This is a genomic window from Sphingopyxis sp. sgz302558, assembly GCF_057220455.1.
Genome location: NZ_JBXPUZ010000002.1, coordinates 1 through 23996, shown reverse-complemented (window position 1 = coordinate 23996; position 23996 = coordinate 1). Strand labels below are relative to the sequence as shown.

Sequence of the window (23996 nt, the reverse complement as noted above, 5' to 3'; positions counted from 1 at the left end):
TAGCTTGGCCGACCGCTGCTGGACTGAAGGACTACGGTTGCTCGTTCCAGTGGTGAGAGAAAGAGCTGAGCTTGAGGGTTTGGGACAAGTGGCGCCATCGTCAAAGCATACATAAGTTATCGAGCTCACCGGCGCGAAAAATCAACCGTTGAATGTATGGACTGGAAAGCCCGAAGCACCACCGATCCGGCAATTCATTGACAGACGAGTCGATCGTGTCTGGCTGCTGCTTCGACGAACGTTCAGCCTGCCACCCTCGGTCATCTGATTTTTGCGTAAACATGGTGGCTTTTTCCCTCAACCCAAGAGGCGAGCGCGTTAGAACAAATCGGGAACAATGTCAAGGTTGTCGAGTCACTGAATCACCGCGGCGCGATCATATCGATTCTGACTAATTCGTTGGTTACGCAGATTTAGTTATGTATTGTGCTGGCCGCAGGGGGCGATATGGCGAAAAAAACATATGAATTTGGAATCGACGATGGCTTGGGAACAAGGGAGAACCTAGTCAACTTCGCACAGCTTCTCGGGCAGATGGATGCACCGCTTGCCGCAGCGCTTTCGCCTTATCTTGCGCAGCTCGCAGCTGGAAGCGTCATAGATAACGCAGTCATCTGGAATGCGCTGCATGCAGCCACTGCAGTAACGGCACATCAGGAAACGCCGGAATCAGGCGACGACAGGGAGGCTTCAGTATGAGTTGGCTCCTCGAACAGATTTCCATCGAAGGATTCCGCGGTATCAACAACGCGGGCGCTCCGTTAGAGCTCAAATTCCACACTGAAAAAGTCAACTCGGTGTTTGCACCAAACGGCGTTGGCAAAAGTTCAATTTTTGAGGCTGTGACTTATGCCCTAACATCCGAAATTCCCAAGCTCGAAGCACTGCCAGCTTCCGAGCGTGGCAGTAGTTACTATCTCAATCGCTTCCATCCGGGAAACACGGGGACAATCGTTCTTACTCTCCGACCCGACCAAGGCGGAGCAAGTATCAGTGTCACGGTTACTCGGGATTCCGCCGGTGCACGGTCGGTCACGACAAGCGACGGCCGTGACGGCGAAGCCCTATTGCAAGAATTGAATCGCGAGTTCGTTCTCCTCGATGCAAAGACGTTTCAGCGCTTCATCGATGAAACTCCGCTCAATCGTGGTAGATCATTCTCCGGCCTCCTAGGACTCGGAAGCTATTCTGCATTGCGTCAGTCATTACAGACTTTGAATAACACGCGAGCCTTCAACAACCATTTTGACTTTAACTCTAAGATCGGCCGAAAAACGCTGGCCCAGCGGCAGACTAGGCAAGCGCAAGCCAATATACGCGAATCTTATTTCGCACTTGTGGGAGAAGAGCCAGCGCCGGGCCTGGCGAACGAAGAGCTTCGGACGAAAGCGCATGCGATCCTTCACAACATTCCGCTTATTCAAAAGAAATGCGAAGGGAAATCGTTCGATGAGATATCGCCCGAGGAATGTTTGATCTCTGTGCGCGAAGCAGAAGGCGGGCCGGATAGGGAACGGTTGGCCGTGTTGCTACAAGCGGAGACCCGCTGGACCGAGGCGAATGCAGCACTCCCAACAGCCGAGATCGTTGCACAGCTTGTCGAAATCGCGCGTGAGCGCGATTTCGCGCTCGAACAAACTCAGGGCGACATATTTCTGCGCCTCTATCGTTTGACCCGAGAAATCACCGGGCGTGAAGATTGGATGGACAAGACAGTCTGCCCCGCATGTGATCGTCAGGGTGACACGTCGGTGTTAGAATATGCAAAGGGAAAAATCGATCTCTATGATGCGGTGACCACCGCGTCCGCCAAGCTTTCCCAAACTTGGGCGGCGGACGATTGGGATCGCCTCGCGGAAGTTGAGAGATCCACGAAGCTAGCCGGTGAAGAACTACTGATCGCCAGCGCGAAAGCACAAATCTTGTCCGGTGAGTTCACCGAGGCGACCGCCATCAGCTTGCAGGCCCGTTTGGAGGTTATTCGGCAGCGGATAGCCGATGCGTTAGCCGCCGTCACTGCCGAGAAGTTCGCGTTGGAGCAGAAGCTACCACCGTCGCTTGTCGCCGTTACAGAAAAAGTGGAAGCAGCGCGTCGATTACAGGCGGCCTTGCTGAGCTTTCAGACATCTCTAGCTACTCTTTCGGAGGTCTCCTCCGAACTCGACAGGATTGAGAGAGTGCGAAATTTTCTCACCGACGCTTCGGGCGCGTTCTCTCAGGCAGAATCCGACGCAGCATCGCGTCGGCTTGAGGCCGTCGAGCCTGTCTGCCGGCAGATATTCGAGAACATAATTTTCGATCGGGTGGTTCCTGCAATTTCCAAGCGAGCAGGGACCGAAGACCTACAAATCTCTCTTGCGAACTTTCATGAATTGGCAAACGTGTCGGCACAGTCCGTACTGTCCGAGAGCTATCGGAATGCCTTTGCAATTTCGGTGTATCTGGCTGCGGCGTCACTTTACGGCGGTAGCGCGAAGTTCGTTCTGTTTGACGATGTGACGTCTAGCTTAGATGCTGGCCATCAATTCCATTTAATGGAGGTGATTAGAACCCGCTTCAGCCGGCCGATCGTGCAGAACGGGCTACAGGTCATCTTGCTGAGCCACGACACGCTTCTCGAAAAATACTTCAATACCAACGGGGGAACTGCGGGTTGGTCACATCAGCGTATCGAGGGAACACCGCGAACGGCGGTGTTGCCGCAATCTAACGCAGTAAATCTCGTACGCCACGCGACAATGGCCCTCCTCAACGCCGGAAACACGCAGGATGCAGCACCTCGCATCCGTCAGTATTTAGAATATGTGCTGGAAGAGATCATCATAAGGTGCCGCATCCCTGTTCCAATGGACATCGCACTGAGCGACGATAGGCGCATGCTAGGGCATCTCATTGGTGCCATCGATGCCCAGGTCAAATTGCACGCAAATGCGAATTCGCTTGTTCTTGACGCTGCGCAAGTTCAGGGTCTGAACATCGCGGTCGCGACGATCAGCGCGAATTTCCTGGCGCATTGGAGCACTGGGCAGACTCAAGCTTTTGCGCCCGGCGCATTACTCGGCGTAATGCAAGCTATCGACAACTATGCCGACTGCTTCAAATTCCTGCCTGCTCAAGGTCAGGCAAGAAAATTCTACAAATCACTTAGCCAGAAGCAGTAGGTGATTGTGAGGGCATCGGTTGCCTGAATGCGTTAGTGCTATCGTTGGATATTGAATTACGCCTAACGACCCAAATCACTACACACTCGTCAAACGCGTACGATCCGCGCCATCTACCCAACATCACCCCCCCACCCCCCTTGCCATCCCCCTGCCCTCCGGCCTAAGCGAAAGCCCGGTTTTCATTCGCGCGCGACTCTCCCGCCGCTGCGCATAACAGGGGCACTTCCACATGACCGCCACCGGCAAAGACACGCTCGGAACCCGCGACACGCTGACCGTTGGCGGCAAGGATTACGCCTATTATTCGCTGACGCGCGCCGCGGCAAAGCTGGGCGATGTGTCGCGCCTGCCGTTCAGCATGAAAGTGCTGCTGGAAAACCTGCTGCGCTTTGAAGATGGCGGCTTTACCGTGTCCACCGCCGACATTCAGGCGCTGGTCGATTGGCAGAAAAACCCCACCAGCAACACCGAAATCCAATATCGCCCCGCGCGCGTGCTGCTCCAGGATTTCACCGGCGTGCCGTGCGTCGTCGATCTCGCCGCGATGCGCGATGCCATCGCACGGCTGGGCGGCGACACGTCGAAAATCAACCCGCTGGTCCCCGTCCATCTGGTGATCGACCACAGCGTCATGGTCGACGAATTCGGTCACCCCAAAGCTTTTGAGCAAAATGTCGAAATTGAATATTACCGCAACGGCGAACGCTATGACTTCCTGAAATGGGGGTCAAAGTCGCTGTCGAATTTCAAGGCGGTCCCCCCCGGCACCGGCATCTGCCACCAGGTGAACCTGGAACATATCGCGCAGGCGGTGTGGACCAGCGAAGATGCCTCGGGCGCGGTGGTGGCCTATCCCGACACCTGCGTCGGCACCGACAGCCACACCACGATGATCAACGGCCTGGGCGTATTGGGCTGGGGCGTCGGCGGGATCGAGGCCGAAGCCGCGATGCTGGGCCAGCCGGTGTCCATGCTGATCCCCGAAGTCGTCGGCTTCAAGCTGACGGGCGCGCTGGCCGAGGGGGTCACCGCGACCGACCTGGTGCTCACCGCCACGCAAATGCTGCGCGCGAAGGGCGTCGTCGGGCGCTTTGTCGAATATTATGGCCCCGGCCTCGCCTCGCTCACGCTGGCGGACCGCGCGACGCTCGCCAATATGGCGCCCGAATATGGCGCGACCTGCGGCTTTTTCGGCATCGATGAAAAAACGCTCGATTATATGCAGCTCACCGGGCGCAGCGCCGACACGATCGCGCTGGTCGAGGCTTATGCCAAGGCGCAGGGGCTGTGGCTGTCGGCCGACATGCCCGACCCCGTTTTCACCGACACGCTGGAACTCGACATGGGCAGCGTCGTGCCGTCGCTCGCCGGGCCGAAACGCCCGCAGGACAAGGTCATCCTGACGCAGGTCGACGATGTCTTCAATGACGACCTCGCCAGCGTGTACAAGCATGACGGCGCCAAGCGCGTCGCGGTGGAGGGCAAGGATCATGACATCGGCGACGGCGACGTTGTTATCGCCGCGATCACCAGCTGCACCAACACGTCGAACCCCAGCGTCCTCGTCGCCGCGGGGCTGGTCGCGCGCAAGGCCAATGCCTTTGGGCTGAAGCCCAAGCCGTGGGTGAAAACGTCGCTCGCGCCGGGCAGCCAGGTGGTGACCGACTATCTCGACCGCGCGGGCCTTTCGGCCGATCTGGACGCGGTGGGCTTCAACCTCGTCGGCTATGGCTGCACCACCTGCATCGGCAATTCGGGCCCGCTGGCCGAGCCGATTTCGAAGGCGATCAACAACAATGATATCGTCGCCGCCTCGGTCATTTCGGGCAATCGCAACTTCGAAGGCCGCGTGTCGCCCGACGTGCGCGCGAACTTCCTCGCCTCGCCGCCGCTGGTGGTGGCCTATGCGTTGAAGGGCACGGTGACCGAAGATTTCACGACGACGCCGATTGGCACCGCGACCGATGGCAGCGCGGTTTATCTTAAGGATATCTGGCCGACCAACGCCGAAATCCACGATCTGATGACCGCGAACATCAGCCGCGAAATGTTCGAGGCGCGCTACGCCCGCGTCTATGACGGCGACGAACATTGGCAGGCGATAAAGGTCGAAGGCTCCGAAACCTATCAGTGGCGCGCGGGCTCCACCTATGTCGCCAACCCGCCCTATTTCGACGGCATGTCGATGACCCCCGCCCCGGTCAGCGACATTGTGGGCGCTAAGCCTTTGGCAATATTGGGCGATTCGATCACCACCGACCATATCTCCCCCGCGGGCAGCATCAAGGCGGACAGCCCGGCCGGAAAATGGCTTATGGAACATCAGGTTAGCAAGGCCGACTTCAACAGCTACGGCGCGCGCCGCGGCCACCACGACGTGATGATGCGCGGCACCTTCGCCAATATCCGCATCAAGAATGAAATGGTCCCCGGCGTCGAAGGCGGCATGAGCCGCTACGACGGCGAAGTCATGCCCATCTACGACGCCGCCATGGCGCACAAGGCCGACGGCACGCCGCTGGTCGTCATCGCGGGCAAAGAATATGGCACCGGCTCTTCGCGCGACTGGGCGGCCAAAGGCACCAATTTGCTCGGCGTCCGCGCGGTGATCGTCGAAAGCTTCGAACGCATCCACCGCTCGAACCTCGTCGGCATGGGCGTGCTGCCCTTGCAGTTCGAAGAAGGCACGACCCGCCAGACGCTGGGCCTGACCGGTGACGACAGCTTCACCATCACCGGCGTCGCCAACCTGCAGCCGCGCCAGACGGTGACGGTCGAAGTCACTCGCCCAGACGGTTCCACCTTTACCTTCAACACCCTCTGCCGCATCGACACCGCGAACGAAGTCGAATATTTCATGAACGGCGGCATTCTGCACTATGTGCTGAGAAAATTGGCAGCTTAGGAGGCAGGGTTGCGAAAATGGCGGGCTTGTGGCAATGGCCCGCCTCCCCGCACGGGGGCGCTTAGCTCAGTTGGTAGAGCATCTCGTTTACACCGAGAGGGTCGGCGGTTCGAGCCCGTCAGCGCCCACCACACAGCCGCCTATTCCTATTTTCCGAGGGGCGCTTCACAGACGATCGTGCCAGACCTGATCGTCTCCCACGGCCGTCGCCAGCTGAACGATCCTGCTGAAAACGGAATGCAACGGAAAATGCCAACGCTCGAAGACATATGCCGCGTTGGCTTGCCACTCGGGTGATCCGATTTGCATAGTCCCCGATAAAGACAGGACTTCAAGCACCAAGTCCTGATTACGTGAGCGCGATACAGTACTCCAATAGGACGCCTGACCCCAGATTGCGCTGACCACCTTGAGGGTCTGAGATTGCAGGATCCCCAAATTCCGTAATGCCCTTGCTAGGTTCAAGAGTCCTCCCGAACCGGGGTTTGTTCCTGTCTGACCGTGATCAAGGGATCCAAGGCGCGACAGCAATTCGGACCCGACTGGGCCATCCGGCACGGCAGACCAGATACAAGATGGCCAATCAGCGTTTTGGGACCGCGTAGAACTCGACAGGAACGATGACAATTCTTCGAGCTTTGCCTCAAGCGCGCCCTCGTGCTCGCAATTCTCGCCAGCTAGCCACTCGAAGATATCGAGGGATATTGGGTCGTTTATGATGTGGAGAAGCGCCCGGCCTTCGACCCTGACCAGCCGGTGCGGACAGCGAAGGAAATCCAGCAATGCCACGATCCTTGCCGCCAGCCGCTTGGCGGCTTTGGCACACTGGGGTTGCACCTTTCCGATAGCAGCGGACCGCTTTGAAGCTTCGTCATGGAAATCGGCCTCATCCAACAGTTGCCGTATGGCCTCGGCGATCAGGCTAGCATGTCTCGACGGATTGGCCGTCGGCAAGCGATGCGCCAGGGACTGGCAGACACGATCTGCAACCTCGATGCGCGGCATTACGCATATTCCCTCCAGGCTTTTGCCCAAATTGGAAACTGCAGACGGCGCAATCGGACGCCGACTACTGGTGTGCCGAAATTCAGGCCGCTGACCATCAAGCATGCGGACCCCCACCAACCGCAACCAAAGCATCACCATGTGACCTTGGGAGAACGAGCCCTAGTCTGTTGTCTGACGGAAGATCGCATTGAGCCGCCCCCAAGAAGGTGGCAGCCGCTTGCAAACCATATTGCTTCGCAAGCTGTTGACCCATCCTGTTAGAGGAGCGGACAGTCATCGATTTCAAACGAGAAACGGCCACTGCGGAAGGGCGCAGCAGCAGAGAGACTGATTTCCTGATAGGTAACGGACTGAAGGATCACCCGTAGAAGACAGAAAATAGTCTGCATTTCCTTCGAGCGATTGGGCTTTTGGCTCATTAAAAGCATTTATCTCGGTTTTGGATGTGTTTCTTTTGGCTCTCGGCCTCCGTTTCCGAAATTCAGCCAGAGCGACCTAGAAGGAAACCGCGCGCTCCTTCGGAAACTGCGGGTAGCTGCCGGGCGAACAATCGACGCAACTGGAGTCCTGCCCGGCTCAATTTTAGCCACTATTTGCTAGGCAGATGTTTGCGGCATCGCAAAGGCAGACACACCATAATCCAGCTTAATATCGTTATTTTTTAATGATCTATCTGGACGCCTCTAACGCGCTTGCATCGTCATCAATCACAGTTCACGATTTCAATTGCCAATGCGCGCCATCGATACATTGCGCCCCTTGCAACCCTTACTGACCAACCTGATACACCTCCGCTTCGTCTCGCGTGTGCCGTCTGGTTGGCATTATTTCAATATTCGGAAAACACCATTGCCCGAAATAAAAATTCAAACTGTTACCTACCCGCAATAACAAACGAATCCAAAGCGGAGCATTCGCCAGAAAACTATGCAGGAGATCAAGAGCCAATATGAGCAAGCTTGAGGAAATGAGCATTTTCATGAAAGTGATTGAACACGGCAGTTTCTCCAAGGCAGCTGATATTCTTGGAGTAAGCCCGCCTACGATCACCCGCGCCATAAATAATCTGGAGACCAAATTAGGATCCCGTCTGTTGCTACGATCAACTCGAAACGTCCAAGCGACAGAAGCAGCAGAGCAGTATTATAACGATTGTAAAGCTATCATAGATGCGATTTACGAAGCAGAACAAAAGGTAAAATCAGATAAAAACGATATTTCTGGTAAACTGAAGATAACTGCACCTGAGAACTTTGGTCAGAAATTTCTCGTGCAATTGATCGCCGAATTTTCTCAAATGTACCCCGATGTTCAGATAAACACGATATTTACAGATAAAAACCTTAATCTGGTTAATGAAAAGATTAACGTCGCAGTGAGAATTGGTGAATTAGAGGATTCATTTTTCGTAATGACACGAGTTGGTATTTCAAAGAACGTTTTATGTGCATCGCCTGAATATTTCAAACTGAACGGAGTCCCTGAACATCCTTCCGAATTGAGTTCTAGAAAAATTATATCTGTATCTGAATTTAATGACAGCGGAATAATGCTTGATTTTCCATTGTATAATACATCATTAAAAATTAAGCCATCTCTTTCATTTAATACAGAAAGAGTTGTTTTAGATGCAGCAATTTCGGGATATGGCATTGCAATTATGATGCATCACAACGCTTATGATCATGTAAAATTAAATCAACTAAAAATCATTTTTCCTGATGTCGCAACAGACATCGTGCCAATTAGTATATTGCATTCGGAAGGCAATAAAATTACGAAAAGAACTCGCTTGTTCTATGATTTTCTTGTGGATCGCCTTCGGTCAAATCCGGCTCTATCTATGAAATAATAACGCCATAGATTTTCATTTATAAGTGCTGTTAATACACGAGAGGCATCAGGCTAGGGCCGCCACATCTATATCGCGTATACTCGCTATCTGTGTATCGCATGCCTGCGCCCCGCCTTGAACATTAAAGATAGGTGGAACGGTTTTTAGCGAGCCGCGGGGCCGCGGTCAGCTGCTGTTTACCATTGGTCGGGACGGTCAATCAGAAAAGCACCCAACTGATTTTCTCAGAACGATGCCGACAACCTAAGAGCGACACTTTGCGCTGACCGACCAGCATTGTCGATCCTGTTATACTGGAACCTGACGATCACCTGCTCAGATACCTCGACTGCTCCGCCCAGGCTGAACTGAAACGAGTCGCGCGGCAGGCTGCGCACAGCAGACTGTATGGCAATGTCGGGCTGACCAACATATTGGCCCGTAACCGATGTGACGACATCACCAAGCTCATGATCCCAAGCGATTGCGGGTTCAACAAAAGCTGGGGCCGACCCAAGCTGGAATTTTATCCGTGCAACGCCGCCAAACGATGTGCGTGCCCTTACTACTTTCTCGGTCCGCGCGGAAAAACGATCTAGTGCATCGCCCGTCTCGACAAAGGCGTCGCGCCATTCAACGCGCCAATCAACACTTGCCCGGGGAGCAAATGACAATTGCTCGTTGGCATTGTACCACCTTTCCGCCTCGACCGTACCGTTAAAAAAGCGGGCGTCAAAAGCGCCGGTAAGCGAGCGGCCATCCCCGAACAGCGAAGATCGGCTATATCTTGCTCGGTAAAGGCCGCCACCTGCTGAAGCTCTATACCGCATTGGGCCTGCGTTACGCCGAACCAACAAAGCGAAGGCGGCCCCCTCCGATTCCGAGTCATCGACGCTATGAAGCTGTTGATCTGTGGTGCTGTAACCAAAGCCAAGGCCAAGCCGCCAGTTGTTTGAAATACGATGCAAAAAGCCGGTGTAGAGCGAATCAGGCGTGAAGCTTGCCGCGCGCGCGTCGCTAACAGCGGCGGTCGGCAACGAGCCAAGGCTCCGCGTAACCTGGCCAAATAGGCACGTGTTCCGAGGTGGTAACGTTGCACTGCCGGTCGGAACGTCGCAATCATAGCTCGTGCGCGGCAAATTGGTTGCCAGTTGTTGGCCAAGCGCATCCCCAATGACGCGGTCGATGACAACCTCCGGAGGAGGTCCGTCCAAAACGAGCACGGGCCCCACCTCGCCACGAATAACCAGATCGACGTCGTTTGCGCTGGGATATTCCAGCGTCGCGTCGCCAGCCGAAAGCGCGACCAATCGGGTGTTCCCCAGCCCACCATCGGCATGAAGGACCTGATAGCGAATTTCGGCGCGATCATTGCCTGGCGCAGTCAGCACTGCCGCGAACTGCGCGGCACTACCCTGCGGCCTTAGCAAGACCGATCCGCCAGTCAGCGTTCCCGCACCGTTGACGACCAGTAGATCGGCATCCTGAGAACCCGCCGCCAGCCCGGGGGTATTCAGGCTATTCCGGCCTAATATCGCACCATTGACGATATTCGTCAGGTCGGCAGGTGGACGATAGTCAACCACATAGGCCCCAGACTGCTGGTATCCCCCAATTATCCGCAAGGTACCTATAGATCCTATAGCATTGCCCGGAGAAATGGTGCCTGCGACGTTCAGTCGACCGGACGGCGTGCTGCCGGCACCGGTATAGACCGAGCCAACCCCCGACAACAGCGCGGTCGAGCCAATGTCGAGCGACGCGGCACGTAGCGAGCTCGCCGCGTCGGGCAAGTTAAGCTCGCCCCGCGCCAGGCGGATCGTGCTGGTGAATCCGGTCCCTGCATCGAGCGTTGCCCTACCTTGCGGGTCGCTCGCCGCCGTCAGCACAAATCGGCCAAGCGCATCGGCATCGGTATTGAGTGCAATATCTTCAAAACCGATGAAAATACCATCGTCGATGGTACGATCCGCACTCGCTGCCGTATTGATGGCCAGTGTATCGGTGCCGGAGCCACCTTGCGCGGCCGCGGTCACGGCGCCACTAGCGCGCAAGATCAAGCCGTCATCGCCCGCGCCCAGATCGATCGTTCCGTTCGCGCGACCGACAATATCAATCGCATCAACTCCGTCACCCAGCGCCACCGCGCCGTTAATCGTGCCCGCGTTGGTAATGGTCTGGCTGGCGGCGTCCCCGCCGATGCTGGCCGCTGAAAGGCTTGCGCCCGTTGCGAGATCCAGCCGCGTTGTTCCGACAAGGCTGGCACCGCCACTCAGGGTAACCGCGCTACTACCGGCAAGCTCCAGCGCACCCTCGCCAACGTGCAAGGTCTGGCCGGCCAGCGTGCTCGTGGCAACGCGCAAGGTGCCGCCCGCGGTCTTCTCAATGTCTTCGAAGGCCGCAAAGGTAAGGCCATCGATAGCGCGCGTCGCGCCGATATTGACGGCAAACACCAGCCGATCGGTGCCCGCACCGCCGCTTGCCGACGGTCCGATGCTGCCGCTGTTAAGCAGCGTTAGCGTGTCATCCCCGGCGTCAAGGTCGATCCTGCCACTGATCGTGCCCGCCAAGTCGATCGCATCAGCACCATCGCCCAGCGCCACCGCGCCGTTGATCGTGCCCGCGCTGGTAATGGTCTGACGACCGGCATCGCCAAGAACCCCGAGTAGCCCGGCATTCAGCACCGCGCCCTGCGCCAGATTGAGCTCGGTCGCATCCGCCAGCGTCAACGATGCTTGCAGATCAAGCGACGCGGTACCGACCAGATTGAAGCGGCCGCCGGTCACGTCGACCCCCGCCAGCTGACCGCTGGTCGCAATCGACAAGGCACCGGTGCCAGCCTTGACAAGCCGCCCGTCGCCGGCCAGCTGCCCCGAAAGCGTCAGGTCAAATGTCTGGGTATCGACTGTCGCAACGACCGCCCCCGATCCGACCAACGACACCGCATTGGCAAGGCTCATCCCGGACGTAAACGCCTGTAGCGTTGTGCCGTTGGCTAGCTGCAACCCGCCTAGGCCCAACGCAATATTGTGACCAATTGCCAACGTGCCGCCATTGACCGCCGTGCCGCCCACGTAAGCGTTTGCCTCGGTCAGAATCAGCCGGCCATCGCCCTGCTTGTTCAGTGCGCCGCTGCCCGCAATTCCCAAGTCAAACCGCGCATCGATGCCGCTATCGACAAAGATGAACCCCCCGGTGCCCAATGTCAGGCCGGCTCCGGTTTCCCCGCGGACAATCCGGTACCCGTCGGTCACGAATTGCAGCCCGGTAAACCCCTGCACACCTTCAACACTGACCACGCCCCCGGCTGGACCCGCAAATACGCCAATGTCGTTATCCCACGGCGCGTTGGCGCTGCCATCAGCCAAGGTAAAGTTGGTATTGCTGCTGTTCCACACGCCGGGGCCGCCATCGACCAGCCCGTTGGTGCTGAAATTGATCCCGTCCCAATAGCTGATGTCCACTCCCGCGCCGGCGATAACCAGATTGACCTGGTTGACGATGCTGGTCTGGACGACGCCGGAAAGCCCGTTGGGAAGCGGGCCGCCGAGGCCCAAGCCATTATCTGTAAGTGCGCCAAGCCCGCCCTGATAGTTGATGAGGCGATATACGCCGGGCGTAAAGGAGCCGCCTGCGCTTTGCCTGACCGTCAACAGGCCATCGAGCACGAGGCTGCCATTGACGGTGATCAGATCGTTAAGCGGGCCGCCTACCACATTGGCCTCGCCCAGTTCAAAATCCAGCAAGGACGTCGCGGTGAGCGACAGATTACCGTCGATCGTCAGATGTCCGACGCTGTTGCCCGGCGCGATCGTGCCGGCCACGCTGGTATCGCCGAAAATCGTGCCATTGCCCGACAGCAATGTTCCGGCCGCCGTCGACACTGTCGACGCGCGCAGCGAGCTCGCCGTGTCGCGTAGATTGAGCTCGCCCCGTGCCAATGTGACCGACGAGCCGGTCGATCCAGCGTCCAGCGTCGCCGTGGCGGCGGGATCGGCTGCCGCCGTCAACACATAGCGGCCGGCCGCGCCCGTAGTCGGGTTGAGGACAATGTCTTCAAACTGAGCAAACTGCCCTTCCGCAAGCGTGCGCGTCGACCCCGTCGCCGTATCAATCCGCAGCGCATCGACGCCTTCGCCGCCGGATGTGTCACCCGTGATCGTACCCGTCGATGCCAGTTCCAACCGATCATCGTTCAGACCCAGATATATGTCGCCCGCAATGGAGCCCGCATTAAAAACGCGCTCGACGCCTGAGACCACTTGGCCGCCGTCGTCAGCAAAAATGGCGTGGCCGGTACCATTGCCGTCCGAATCGCCTGTGATCGTTGCGCCCGAGGTGTTTTGAATTTCGGTTATGGTGCCATTGTCCGCATCGTCGAATACAAAGATGGCGTCGCGGGTCGCGGTGACGTTGGCCCCAGCTTCATTGCGAAACACCCCGCCAAGCAGAATGTTGATAGCATCGCCATCGGTTACTTGCGTGGCCAAAATGCTGCCCCGATTGACGAGGTCGGTCGCGTTGGAAGCGGAAAAGGTAAAGACGCCGCTCAGGACGCCATCATTTTCAACCCGCACGGAGCCCGCTTCTGACCCGATGAATATGGCGGACTCACCGCCCTCATTCGTTCCGGCCGATGCACTGATCGTCGCGCCAGCTTGGTTGATGATCAGGCCGGATCCGTTAAACACGGCAAGACCCGCCCAGCCGCCACCAGCAGAGGTGGTGTCGATGAGACCGCCTGTTTGGTTGATGATGGTTGCGTCGGCGATGTTCCGTAGGTCCAGACCATTCTGACTGGCGATGATTGAACCTGAATTCTCCAACGCCGTCAGCGAACCACCAACAAGATTGACCGCGGCGCCAGAGGAACTGGTAATCTGCCCGCTGTTTGATATTTCGACGGACCGAGTCGTCGAGCCGACAACCTGAAGTCCCGCAGACCCGCCGCTGATTGTCCCGCTGTTTTCAAATCGGCTTGCGTCTTCGATAAACGCGTGGACTCCAAATAGCTGCGTCGTAGTAATTGAGCCGCTGTTGCGAAAGATAGCCTTGCCCGAAGAGGAAACCAATAAGTTCGAAATATCAACGCCAAATAGCCCGCCCGAAATTGTGCCGGCATTGTTAAAATCTATGGCCGACTGAGCTGCCACCCCGCCTCGGCTACCTGCGATCGAAGCCCCGACCTGATTGACGAGCGTCAAGGTGCCGCGCACATTGATGCCGTCACCCCGCCCAGATCTGTTGCTGGGGTCGTTCGCGATGATCGATCCGCCCGTCAGATTGGTGATCGTTACCTGAGCGCGCGAGGCCACCGAGTGAATGCCTCGGTCGACCCCAGAAATGGTACCGCTATTTGTCAAATTGAAAAATGAATTCAGCGGATTGGAGAACTCCAAGGCAGTAACCGCTGCAAAACCTTGCCGGGTGGAGACAATGGATCCCGTCGCTTGGTTGACGACATCACCGCCAGAACTAAGATTTATGCCTCCATTGATCGTTCCGCTATTCAGAACCGACCCGCTGGTCGGCGATGTTCCCGCTCCATTGGGGATATTTTGGACCCCCTGCAGCGAGATCCCCCCTTCTACCAGCGCGCCAAGATCATTTACAAACCGCGCTGAGCTGCCGAACGTCAGTAAAGCTGTCGCGCCGTTAACCCCGATGATAGAGCCCCGATTGATAATGTCGTGGTCAAGCGATTGGCCGCTCGTCCCGGTAATCTGCACAACGGTTCCCGACGAGCGGATCACGCCTTCATTAACGAAATCGGCGGCCAAGCCGTTGCGGGCCTCCACGGCGCCAAAGGACGCCCCGAAATTTTCGATACGGCCGGTAGGGCCATTGTACAGACTCAGCGGACTAAACGAGAGCAAAGTGGTTCGGGATTGGCTGGTGATCGTGCCGCCATTGACCAGCGATCCGACCAGCCCGGCATTGGTGAAGAACACCGCGCTGCGAAGGTCCGTGCACGTGACACCGAAAGATTCCCTCAACTCGATGCAGCCGCTCGAACCCGGCGAGCGCACGTTACTAGCAGAGATCGTTGCGCCGGCCTCGTTGATGATTGATCCGCCGCCAATAGTGACGCCGGATGCACCGCCAACAATGCTGCCCCCGCCAATAACTGTACCCGATGCATCGCGGATCGACCGGTTGATCACAGTCGCGTCGCCAAGCCGGGTATTCACACCGCCAAAGGCGCCAAAAATTGTCCCGCTATTGTCAATGAGCGGCCTTGCTACATCAGCCGTGATTGAGCCCTCACCGTAAATGGCATAACCCTCGTTCGCGGCGGGGAAGGATATCGTCTGGTCCGGATTCCGAATGATTGCGTCTGCCAGATTGGTGATGATGGTATTGCCGCTCGCGAAGCGGATGCCATTGAACGTACCCTGTATCAGTCCGGCGTTGCTGATACGGTTTCGTCCGGCCGCCAGAGTGGATATGCCGACCAGACTTTCGCCCAACGGGATGCCGGTACCGAGTTCAATGCCGGGAATAAAGCCGATGGTCGCCCCGGCGGCGTTGGTCAGGTCAAGGTCATAGGGCAGATCAGGCCGGAAATCCTGACTTGACGCCGTAATGATGACCATACCGATATTGCCGGCTTGATTTGCCAACGTTAACCCGCTCTGAGGAGCAAATCCATCCGCATCCGCGTTGATGCCGACCTGAATGTTCTGGATCTGGCCGGTGTTGGCAATCTCAATCAGGCCACGGCGTAGCGAAATCCCGCCGCTGCGCGCAAAGAAGCCACCGGTTCCGACAATCGTTCCGCTGTTGGTAATCCGGGATACGCCGTCGACCACACCCCGGGCATTGCGCAACTGGATCGCCGCGGCCGATCCGCTGGTGATCGTGCCGCTGTTGGTGATGATAGATCCGACGCCGCCAGTCAGATCGATCGCCGACGTTTCAAAACCCCCGGCGCCGCTCACCACAATCGAGCCGGCGTTGGTGACCGTTACCGGCGCATTGCCTCGAATAGAAGGGGCAAATCCCCCTAGGATTTGCCCGCCGGCATCGACCGTTACGCTGGACCCGGTACCGAAAAGCTCCACCCCCGGAGCAATCGCCGGCCCGCCGCGATTTCCAAAGATCAGGCCATCGCTGGAGACCAGAATGGCGCTGTCCGGTCCGACGCGAACGCCCCCACCTGGCAGCGCCGGGGGGGCTGCACTCGTGCCGATGGTGCCACAGATGATGATCTTGTTGCCACCGGCTCCGTCAATCGCATAGGCCCCCGGCTGATTTGGTAGGTTGAGAGCCTCAAGCGAACTGGTGACGAAGGCATCGGAAGAAACCAGAACTTCTCTATCGTTGCCCACATTCAGGGCCGGAGAAGTTGTACCTGCGTCAACAACAATTGGGCTGACCAGCGGGGCACCGGCTATCTGTGTAGGGCAGGCCGACTGGGCCTGCGCGGTCTGGCTGCCCCAGCCAAGCGAAAGCGCACTCCCCACCACGTAATAGGCAAGCCACGAACCGCCGCGGAGCTGCTGCTTTCGCGACCGAAAGCTGTATGCCCGGCCGCTAACGACAGGACCGCACCCCTCCTTGCCCTGGCCCGAACCAGACATGAAAAGTGGAATCGACAATGCACGCCCCCTCCCCCAGCCAAAGCCTCAACATGCTGGCAATGGCCTCCTTCAATCCCCGCCCAGAACCCTGGCAGTCGGCCCGCCCCCCGAAGTTGGCCAATTGCAAGAAAATTCAGGTGTAAAATTCAGTGGCGAAATTTTTGAGAACAAAAATTAAAATATTCATCGTTGAGATTTAGATTAAAATATAAATAAAAATCCCTAGTTGGAATTATTGATCAGCCAATAATGGAACTAAAAGTAATAATTGGTATTATAGATTGATTTTACATATTTTTACTTGTAAGACAAAATATTGCTATAATACATCATCCGCGATGCATTGAAGCTGATTGCGGCGGCAGATAGGCGCTCGAGGAGCCGCCATGGCTGCCCTTATTGGAAAATCTGGACCTTGGATCGAGCACTTACGGTCACTTCTAATATTTTGGAACACTGGAAATTGAAAAGGTCCATTTCGAAAAATGAAATTATCAGAAAACGTCGCGAGTGCGATGGTATAAGCGCTACATTTTCTATCTATCTTTATGTCAACATTAGAATATTTTTTCTCATTCTTGATTTTTAGACATTATCTCGACAATTGAAAAACTCACTTGCAGATTATTTAATTATCGCGGTGTTTCATACAGTCTACGGCTATCCCATCTGAATGCAGTTATGCGTTTTGGGGGTGGCGCGGCGGCGACCCTTAGAATTGGTGCTGTTTCATTCGGCGGATGGCGCACGGCTACGGTTTGGGGTTGGCAATAATCGAAGGTGTGTTGACGTTGCGAAGTGACGCTCGGTCTTTGTATGTGTCGCGCAATTTTGCGATCGTCGTCATCGCAGCTGGACTTGGCTCACCGGTGCTTGAATCGCGCGCGCTGGCGCAAACCGCCAGTCAGATAGCGCCTCCGGTCAATCCGCCAACGGAAGTCAGGCCGCCGTCGGTCAAGGCACCTTCTGTCCAATTGGAAGATCGGGCGCAGGATGTTCCGGCCGAAGCTCAATCCGTTTCGGTCTCGCTTGGCGACATTGCGATTGTTGGCACCGGTGCGGACATTCAAATTCCAAGTGCGGTCTGGGACAATTTCCGCGCGGCGCTCTTAGGCAAAAAAGTCTCTGTCGCGACGATTTTTGCCGAGGTGCGAGACTTAGAGGGCGCCTTCGGGGCTGCGGGGCACGTTCTCGTTCGGGTTATTGTGCCTGAACAGCGATTGACCGATGGGGGAACGCTAACGCTCGCTATCATCGACGGATATATCGCTGATCTTGATTTGTCCGCTGTCCCTTCGCGATTGGTAGGACGCGTCCGGTCACTGCTGACGCCGCTTGTCGGCCAGCGTGGCATTACGCTTGGCGATATTGAACGCAAATTGCTCATCGCCGCGGATGTGCCTGGTTTGCAGCTTCAGTCGACCCTGCGTGAGGGCAAAGTTGAAGAGACGACAACGCTCATCATCACCGCCACCTCCCGGCCGGTCAGCGGATCGCTGTCGGTGGATAACACGCTGTCGGATCCGCTTGGTCGCTATACAGTGTCGCTGGGCCTGAATTTGAACGGGTGGCTTGGCCTTGGCGAGCAAGTCTATCTGAGGGTCAATGGCCTGCCCAATCTAGACAAGGGGTCCAGCTTCCTTGATCCCACGCCGCGCAATCGGGCGCTGGCAGCGGGGATTGTGGTGCCGATTGGCGACAATGGCTTGACGGCCAATTTCGAGGCGACCGATGCGCGTGCCGCTCCGCGCCCGTCGACGCTGAACATTGGCTTTGCCAGCAAATTTGAACGGCTTGCGTGGCGGCTGCGCTATCCGGTGGTGCGCCGCCGTTCGCTAACCCTGGCGACGCAAATCGGGTTCGATGTCCAGGAAGAGCGAATTCGCTTACGGCCACCTATCGACCAGCCCGTATCAAGGGACAGCATGCGCATCGTCCGACTGACCGGGGATGTCGATGCCGCTCTGCCTGGCGATGGTCGCGCATATTCCAGCCTGTCTGCCTCATTCGGCATCAATGGGTTGGGCGCCCGCTCGGCGAGCGACGCCGCCGCGAGTGGAGTCCCCCTGTCGCGCCAAGGTGCGGACTCGTCCTATCAGCTGGTCTCGATCGCCGCTGCTGTGCAACAGCCACTGGCCAGTTATCTGGCGCTGAATGTGCGTGCCGAGGCGCAGCTGGGATTTGGTCAGGCGCTGGTCAATGCAGAGCAGATCGGCATTGCCGGGCCAAACACATTGTCGGCGTTTCCCAACGGAGCGCTACAGGGCGATGATGGCTATGTTGTTCGCGGCGAAGCACAATTCCCGCTGGCACGCAGAAGCAATACCCTACTGGGCGTAGTGGTGCCTTATGTTTTTGGCGCGCAGGGGGCCGTGCGTTTGCAACAGCCCACAGCGGTCGAACGGCGGGTGACCAATGCCGACAGCTTTGGGGCCGGTGCACGGTTCATCATCGCCCAACGCAGGTCGCTAGCGAATCTCGCGATGAATTTTGAATATGCCACGGGTCACCGGGAAGGCGAGAGCGGCCTATCGGATCGTTTCACCTTTGCCTTTCAAGCGCAGTTTTGACCACGATGCCCGCCCCCTCGATCCTGTGCGACGCATACAGAGGAAGAGGGTAGAACCATGAGCCGCCTCCTTTTGCCTTTATTGGCAAGCACAACGCTGGTCCCGGTATCGGCCATGGCCCAACAGCAACCGGCAACACCCACTGGCGGCACGGTTGTTATCGGCCAGGCGACGATCGGATCGGTAGACGGCGGGCGCCTCGTTATCACGCAGGCGACCCAAAAGGCTGCGATAAACTGGGAGAGCTTTTCAATCGGTCCAGGTGCTCAAGTCGACATTGCCCAGCCAAATACCCAATCGATGCTACTCAATCGGGTTTCCGGCACGGCCCCATCGACGATCGCGGGCAATCTGACCGCCAACGGCCGCGTTTATCTTATCAATCCCAATGGCATATTGATCACCAAAACCGGCACGATCAGCGCCGCCGGCCTAGTCGCGTCCACGCTGGATATCAGCCCCGATGCCCTGTTCAGCACCGATCGCCAGGTCATTGCTGGCGCGGCTGGCGGTTCCATCGTCAACGCCGGCCAAATCCGGATCGCGCCGGGCGGCTATGCCGCGCTAATCAGCGGGACGGTGCGCAACACCGGGCTGATCGCGGCTCCCATGGGCCATGTCTCGCTGGCTGGCGGGACGACCGCGACGATCGATTTTTCAGGTGACGGGTTCTTGCAGGTCGCGGTGCCCGAGGATGGGATTGAAAGTGTCGGTGCGCTAGATAACGGCATGGTTGCATTCAGGCCGAGGGAGGCGATGGCGGCCGCCAGGCGCGTGGTCAACCTGTCCGCCGCACGTCAGGCGGTGTCGGTGGCCGGATCGGACGGCAACGCTTATTTGTCGGGTACAGTTGATGTTGCCAGCGCATCGGGGAGCGGCGGCAGCATTACCGTCACCGGCCGGGATATGATGCTTTCCCAGGCAAGCCTTGATGCATCGGGCGCTTTGGGTGGTGGTCGCATCCGGATCGGCGGAGACTGGCAGGGCCAGGGCGATCTGCCCCGCGCGGGCACATTATCTGTGGACGCCGCCAGCACCATCCACGCCGATTCCCTGCAGGAAGGCGATGGCGGCACTATTGTGCTGTGGTCCGACGGGGTCACCGATTTTCGCGGCACCATCAGTGCGCGCAGCCTGGGCGGCACGGGCGGCGATGCCGAAGTGTCCGGAAAGGCGCTGTTGAACTACGTAGGCTCGGCCGATTTACGCGGCCAGACCTATGGGACGCTATTGCTCGACCCCTATAATATAACGATTTCAAGCGCAGCGAATAGCAACGTGTCGGGCTTTACTCCCACCGGCAACAACAGCGTCATCAACGCAACGTCACTGGTGAACGCGCTCGCGACCGCCAATGTTTCGATCACGACGGGCACATCGGGAAGCCAGGCAGGGAATATTGGTCTCGCCACTAATATCAGCTGGCAATCGTCGTCGACCCTGACGTTAACTGCGGCAAGCAATATAGTGCTTGGCGGCGATATCATCGCGCCGAATGGTAATTTGAATCTTTCTGGGCGCAGCGTTGACCCAAATGGCGCGATTATTGTCAACCGGTTCAATCTACAGAACGGGTTTTTCAACCAGTCCCGACCGAATGGATTGCCAGTTTTTTTTGCGCGTGATTTCAGGGTCACGGGTGATCTGAGACGAACGGCCTTTATTAGAAATAGGGGTGGCAATGGAGACACCATTCGCTTCAGAATTGAAGATATCTATGGCCTTCAGGGTTTGCTTGAGCTCAACCCACGTATCCCTGCCGACTCCGAGCTGACGCGGGATATCGATGCCAGCGTAACCGCGACTTGGAATGGCGGTCAGGGCTTCCGGCCCCTCGGATCGAATGGCACTTCTTGGCAATGGGATTTGCTTGGAAATGGTCGTCGGATTACCAATTTAACCATTAATCGCCCGACCGTAGATAATCAGGGCTTAATTGGCCTTTATGGTTTGGGTGGTCGAACGGACGGAATTATCGGTGCGGTCCAGGATATTATTCTGAGCAACGCGTCGATCATTGGCCGGGACAATGTTGGCGGGCTTGTCGGTTCCGGGGCAGGTGCCATCGCGAATGTAGATGTGGAGAATTCATCGGTTCAAGGTCGCAACCAGGTTGGCGGCGTCGTCGGCCTTCTGACATCGACCGGTTCGCTGAACTTTTCGTATGCGTTCGCCGACGTGACGGGATCGACTTCGGTTGGGGGGTTGGTTGGCTATATCAACGGTGGATCGGTTAACCAGACCTGGTCGAGTGGAGCCGTGCGCGGCACCGGAAACAGCACCCAGATCGGAGGGCTGGTCGGGCGCCGGACCGGCGGCGCGGTTACGGCTTCCTATTGGGATATCGGAACATCGGGGCAAATTTCAAGCTTTGGTGGCACGGGCCTGACAACGGCCCAGTCTCGGCAAGCGTCGAGCTATGTCGGCTTCGACTTTGTGAATCAATGGTATCAGGGCGACGGCTTAGGGCTAATTTCTGGGTTGCGGCCTATCGGGCGCTGGGAGGCTGCTAGGCCGGATCCGGTAACCGGGGTAAGATTGGTTGAAAATCTTCATCAGTTGCAGCTGATCAATATCCTCCCGTCGGCCAGTTATCGCATCGTCAACGACATCGATGCCGCAGCTACAGCGGCTGCCAATCCAGCAGGTATCTGGGGCAGTGGCGGCTTTTTCCCCATTTTCGGAGCGGTCACGGGCTTTAACGGATTGTTAGATGGGGGCGGAAATCTCATTAAGAACCTCTTCGTCAATCGGCCAACGGCTGCGGCCGCAGGATTGGTCGCAAATTTGTCGGGCACGATCACGAACATTGGCGTTGTGGGGGGGAGTATCAGAGGTGGGAACGCAACCGGCGGATTGGTGGGTCAGATACAAGCCAGCGGTGTTGTCTCCCGGTCATATTCGAGCAATCAAGTAACGGGCGGGTCATTTGTCGGAGGCTTGGCAGGTTTCAATCAGGGGCGTCTGCAAGATGTTTATGCGACAGGAGCGACAAGCGGTACATTCGGTGTCGGCGGATTGGTTGGCGCAAATACTGGATCAAATTCTTCTATTGTTCGCGCATATGCAACGGGTTTGGTTACCGGCACAAACTCGACCGGGGGCTTGGTTGGCAACGTTGGCTCCGCCTCGTCCATCAGCAGCAGTTATTGGGACATCCAAACAACCGGTATAGCAATCAGTGCCGGAGGCGGAACGGGGCTAGCAACCGGGCAGGCTCAGGATTTGAACGCATTCAGAACAACCTGGCTTGGCTTTGACTTTACCAACACCTGGGCACCGCCAAACCAGATTGGTCAAAACAACCTGTCGACAACAGCATATTATCCAGAGCTGTTTCGCGTATCCCGGGTTGTCGCTATTCTAACCGACGGAACCAGCGTCTATGGCGGCGCTGAAGCGCCAATAAATGTTCAATTTTTAGGGCTGCGGCAAGCCGATGGTATTTACCAATCGGCCGATAGCATAATTTCCCCGGGTGTGTTCTCTGCATCGGTTACGCCGACCAGTAATGTAGGCCTTTATCCGATCACCGGCAGCGACGTGCGCGCCAATGACAGTCGTTACCGTTATGTCTATGTTCCGAGCTCCTATGTAGTCACCCCGCGCGGCCTGACCATCACCGCGGACCCGCTGAGCCGGATTTATGGCGAGGCCAACCCGGCGCTGACGTATCAGGTTGGCGGGCTGGGTGCGGGCACCGGCCTCGTCAATGGCGACACGCTGACCGGTCTATTGGCGACCACGGCGACCACCACGAGCAATGTCGGCAGCTATGCGATCACGCAAGGCTCGCTGACCGCTGGTAGTAACTACGCGTTGACCTATATTGGCAACCAGCTGGCGGTGACACCCCGCGGTCTGACGGTCGTCTCGCGTCCACAACGGCGCTTCTACGGCGATCCCAACCCGGCATTGACCTTTCAAGTCGGTGCGGCGGGTTCGGGTACCGGCCTCGTCAATAGCGACACGCTGACCGGTCTACTGGCAACCTCGGCCACGACGACCAGCAACGTCGGCAGCTATGCGATCACCCAAGGCACGCTGACTGCCGGCAGCAACTATGCCTTGCGCTACACCGGCGCGCAGCTGTTAGTAGGGCAACGCCCGCTCACGATCACGGCGGACCCGCTGAGCCGTATCTACGGCGATGCGAATCCGGCGCTCACCTATCGGGTGGGCGGTGCGGGGCTGGTGAATGGTGACACGCTCAGCGGCCTGTTGGCGACAGCGGCGACCATCACCAGCAACGTCGGCAGCTATGACATCACACAAGGGACGCTGACCGCCAGCAGCAACTATGCGTTGACCTACACTGGCGCGCAGTTGGCGGTGACACCACGCGGGTTGACGATTACCGCCGATCCGCTGAGCCGCATCTACGGCGATGCGAATCCGGCGCTGACGCATCAGGTTGGTGGCGCGGGTCTGGTCAATGGCGATAGCTTGACGGGCCTGCTGGCGACAGCGGCGACCATCACCAGCAACGTTGGCAGCTATGACATCACGCAAGGCTCGCTGAGCGCCAGCAGCAACTATGCGTTGACCTACACCGGCGCGCAGCTGACGGTAACGCCGCGCGGGCTGACGATCACCGCGGACCCGCTCAGCCGCATCTACGGCGACGCCAATCCGGCGCTGACCTACCGGGTCGGTGCGGCGGGCGCGGGCACCGGCCTCGTCAATGGCGACACGCTGACCGGTCTACTGGCAACCACGGCGACCACCACGAGCAATGTCGGCAGCTATGCTATCACGCAAGGCTCGCTGAGCGCAGGCGGCAATTACGCGCTAACCTATGTCGGCAGCCAGCTGGCGGTCACCCCGCGCGGCCTGACGATCACCGCCGACCCGCTCAGCCGCATTTACGGTGATGCCAATCCGCTGAGCGGTTCGGCGACCGGGGTTGGTCTGGTCAACGGCGACAGGGTC

Annotated in this window: 8 protein-coding genes and 1 tRNA gene; 7 read left to right on the top strand and 2 right to left on the bottom strand. The window is 57.6% G+C overall.

The window, feature by feature from the left end; genetic code table 11:
* Positions 1 to 447: 447 nt before the first annotated feature.
* The 4 genes from AC2TC0_RS05365 (at position 448) to AC2TC0_RS05350 (ending at position 6200) form a co-directional block, all read left to right on the top strand.
* Positions 448 to 699: a hypothetical protein gene (locus tag AC2TC0_RS05365; protein ID WP_484716491.1), complete on the top strand. Its 252-nt coding sequence runs from the start codon at positions 448 to 450 to the stop codon at positions 697 to 699.
* Positions 696 to 3161 (top strand): ATP-binding protein, encoded by a 2466-nt coding sequence (locus tag AC2TC0_RS05360; protein ID WP_484716490.1) that lies wholly within the window; start codon positions 696 to 698, stop codon positions 3159 to 3161. The genes AC2TC0_RS05365 and AC2TC0_RS05360 overlap by 4 nt, the downstream gene beginning before the upstream one ends.
* A 232-nt stretch (positions 3162 to 3393) precedes the next feature.
* The gene (gene acnA, locus AC2TC0_RS05355; protein ID WP_484716489.1) at positions 3394 to 6069 is read left to right on the top strand and encodes an aconitate hydratase AcnA; all 2676 of its coding nucleotides are present in this window, start codon (positions 3394 to 3396) and stop codon (positions 6067 to 6069) included.
* Between the two features lie 55 nt (positions 6070 to 6124).
* Positions 6125 to 6200 (top strand) — tRNA-Val (locus AC2TC0_RS05350).
* A 34-nt stretch (positions 6201 to 6234) separates the two neighbouring features.
* Here AC2TC0_RS05350 and AC2TC0_RS05345 read toward each other — a convergent pair.
* The gene (locus tag AC2TC0_RS05345; protein ID WP_484716488.1) at positions 6235 to 7074 is read right to left on the bottom strand and encodes a hypothetical protein; all 840 of its coding nucleotides are present in this window, start codon (positions 7072 to 7074) and stop codon (positions 6235 to 6237) included.
* A 952-nt stretch (positions 7075 to 8026) separates the two neighbouring features.
* On the opposite strand from AC2TC0_RS05345, the gene AC2TC0_RS05340 reads away from it, so the two are divergent.
* Positions 8027 to 8929, top strand: coding sequence for a LysR substrate-binding domain-containing protein (locus AC2TC0_RS05340; protein WP_484716487.1), 903 nt, complete (start codon positions 8027 to 8029; stop codon positions 8927 to 8929).
* 227 nt (positions 8930 to 9156) lie between these two features.
* Here AC2TC0_RS05340 and AC2TC0_RS05335 read toward each other — a convergent pair whose 3' ends face one another.
* Complete coding sequence (locus tag AC2TC0_RS05335; protein ID WP_484716486.1) at positions 9157 to 16242, bottom strand: autotransporter-associated beta strand repeat-containing protein; 7086 nt, start codon at positions 16240 to 16242, stop codon at positions 9157 to 9159.
* 1121 nt (positions 16243 to 17363) lie between these two features.
* Between AC2TC0_RS05335 and AC2TC0_RS05330 the strand changes: the two genes are divergently transcribed.
* Positions 17364 to 19064, top strand: coding sequence for a ShlB/FhaC/HecB family hemolysin secretion/activation protein (locus tag AC2TC0_RS05330; RefSeq protein WP_484716485.1), 1701 nt, complete (start codon positions 17364 to 17366; stop codon positions 19062 to 19064).
* Between the two features lie 57 nt (positions 19065 to 19121).
* Positions 19122 to 23996, top strand: a 4875-nt coding sequence (locus tag AC2TC0_RS05325) for an MBG domain-containing protein (RefSeq protein ID WP_484716484.1), incomplete at its 3' end; no start/stop codon positions are given.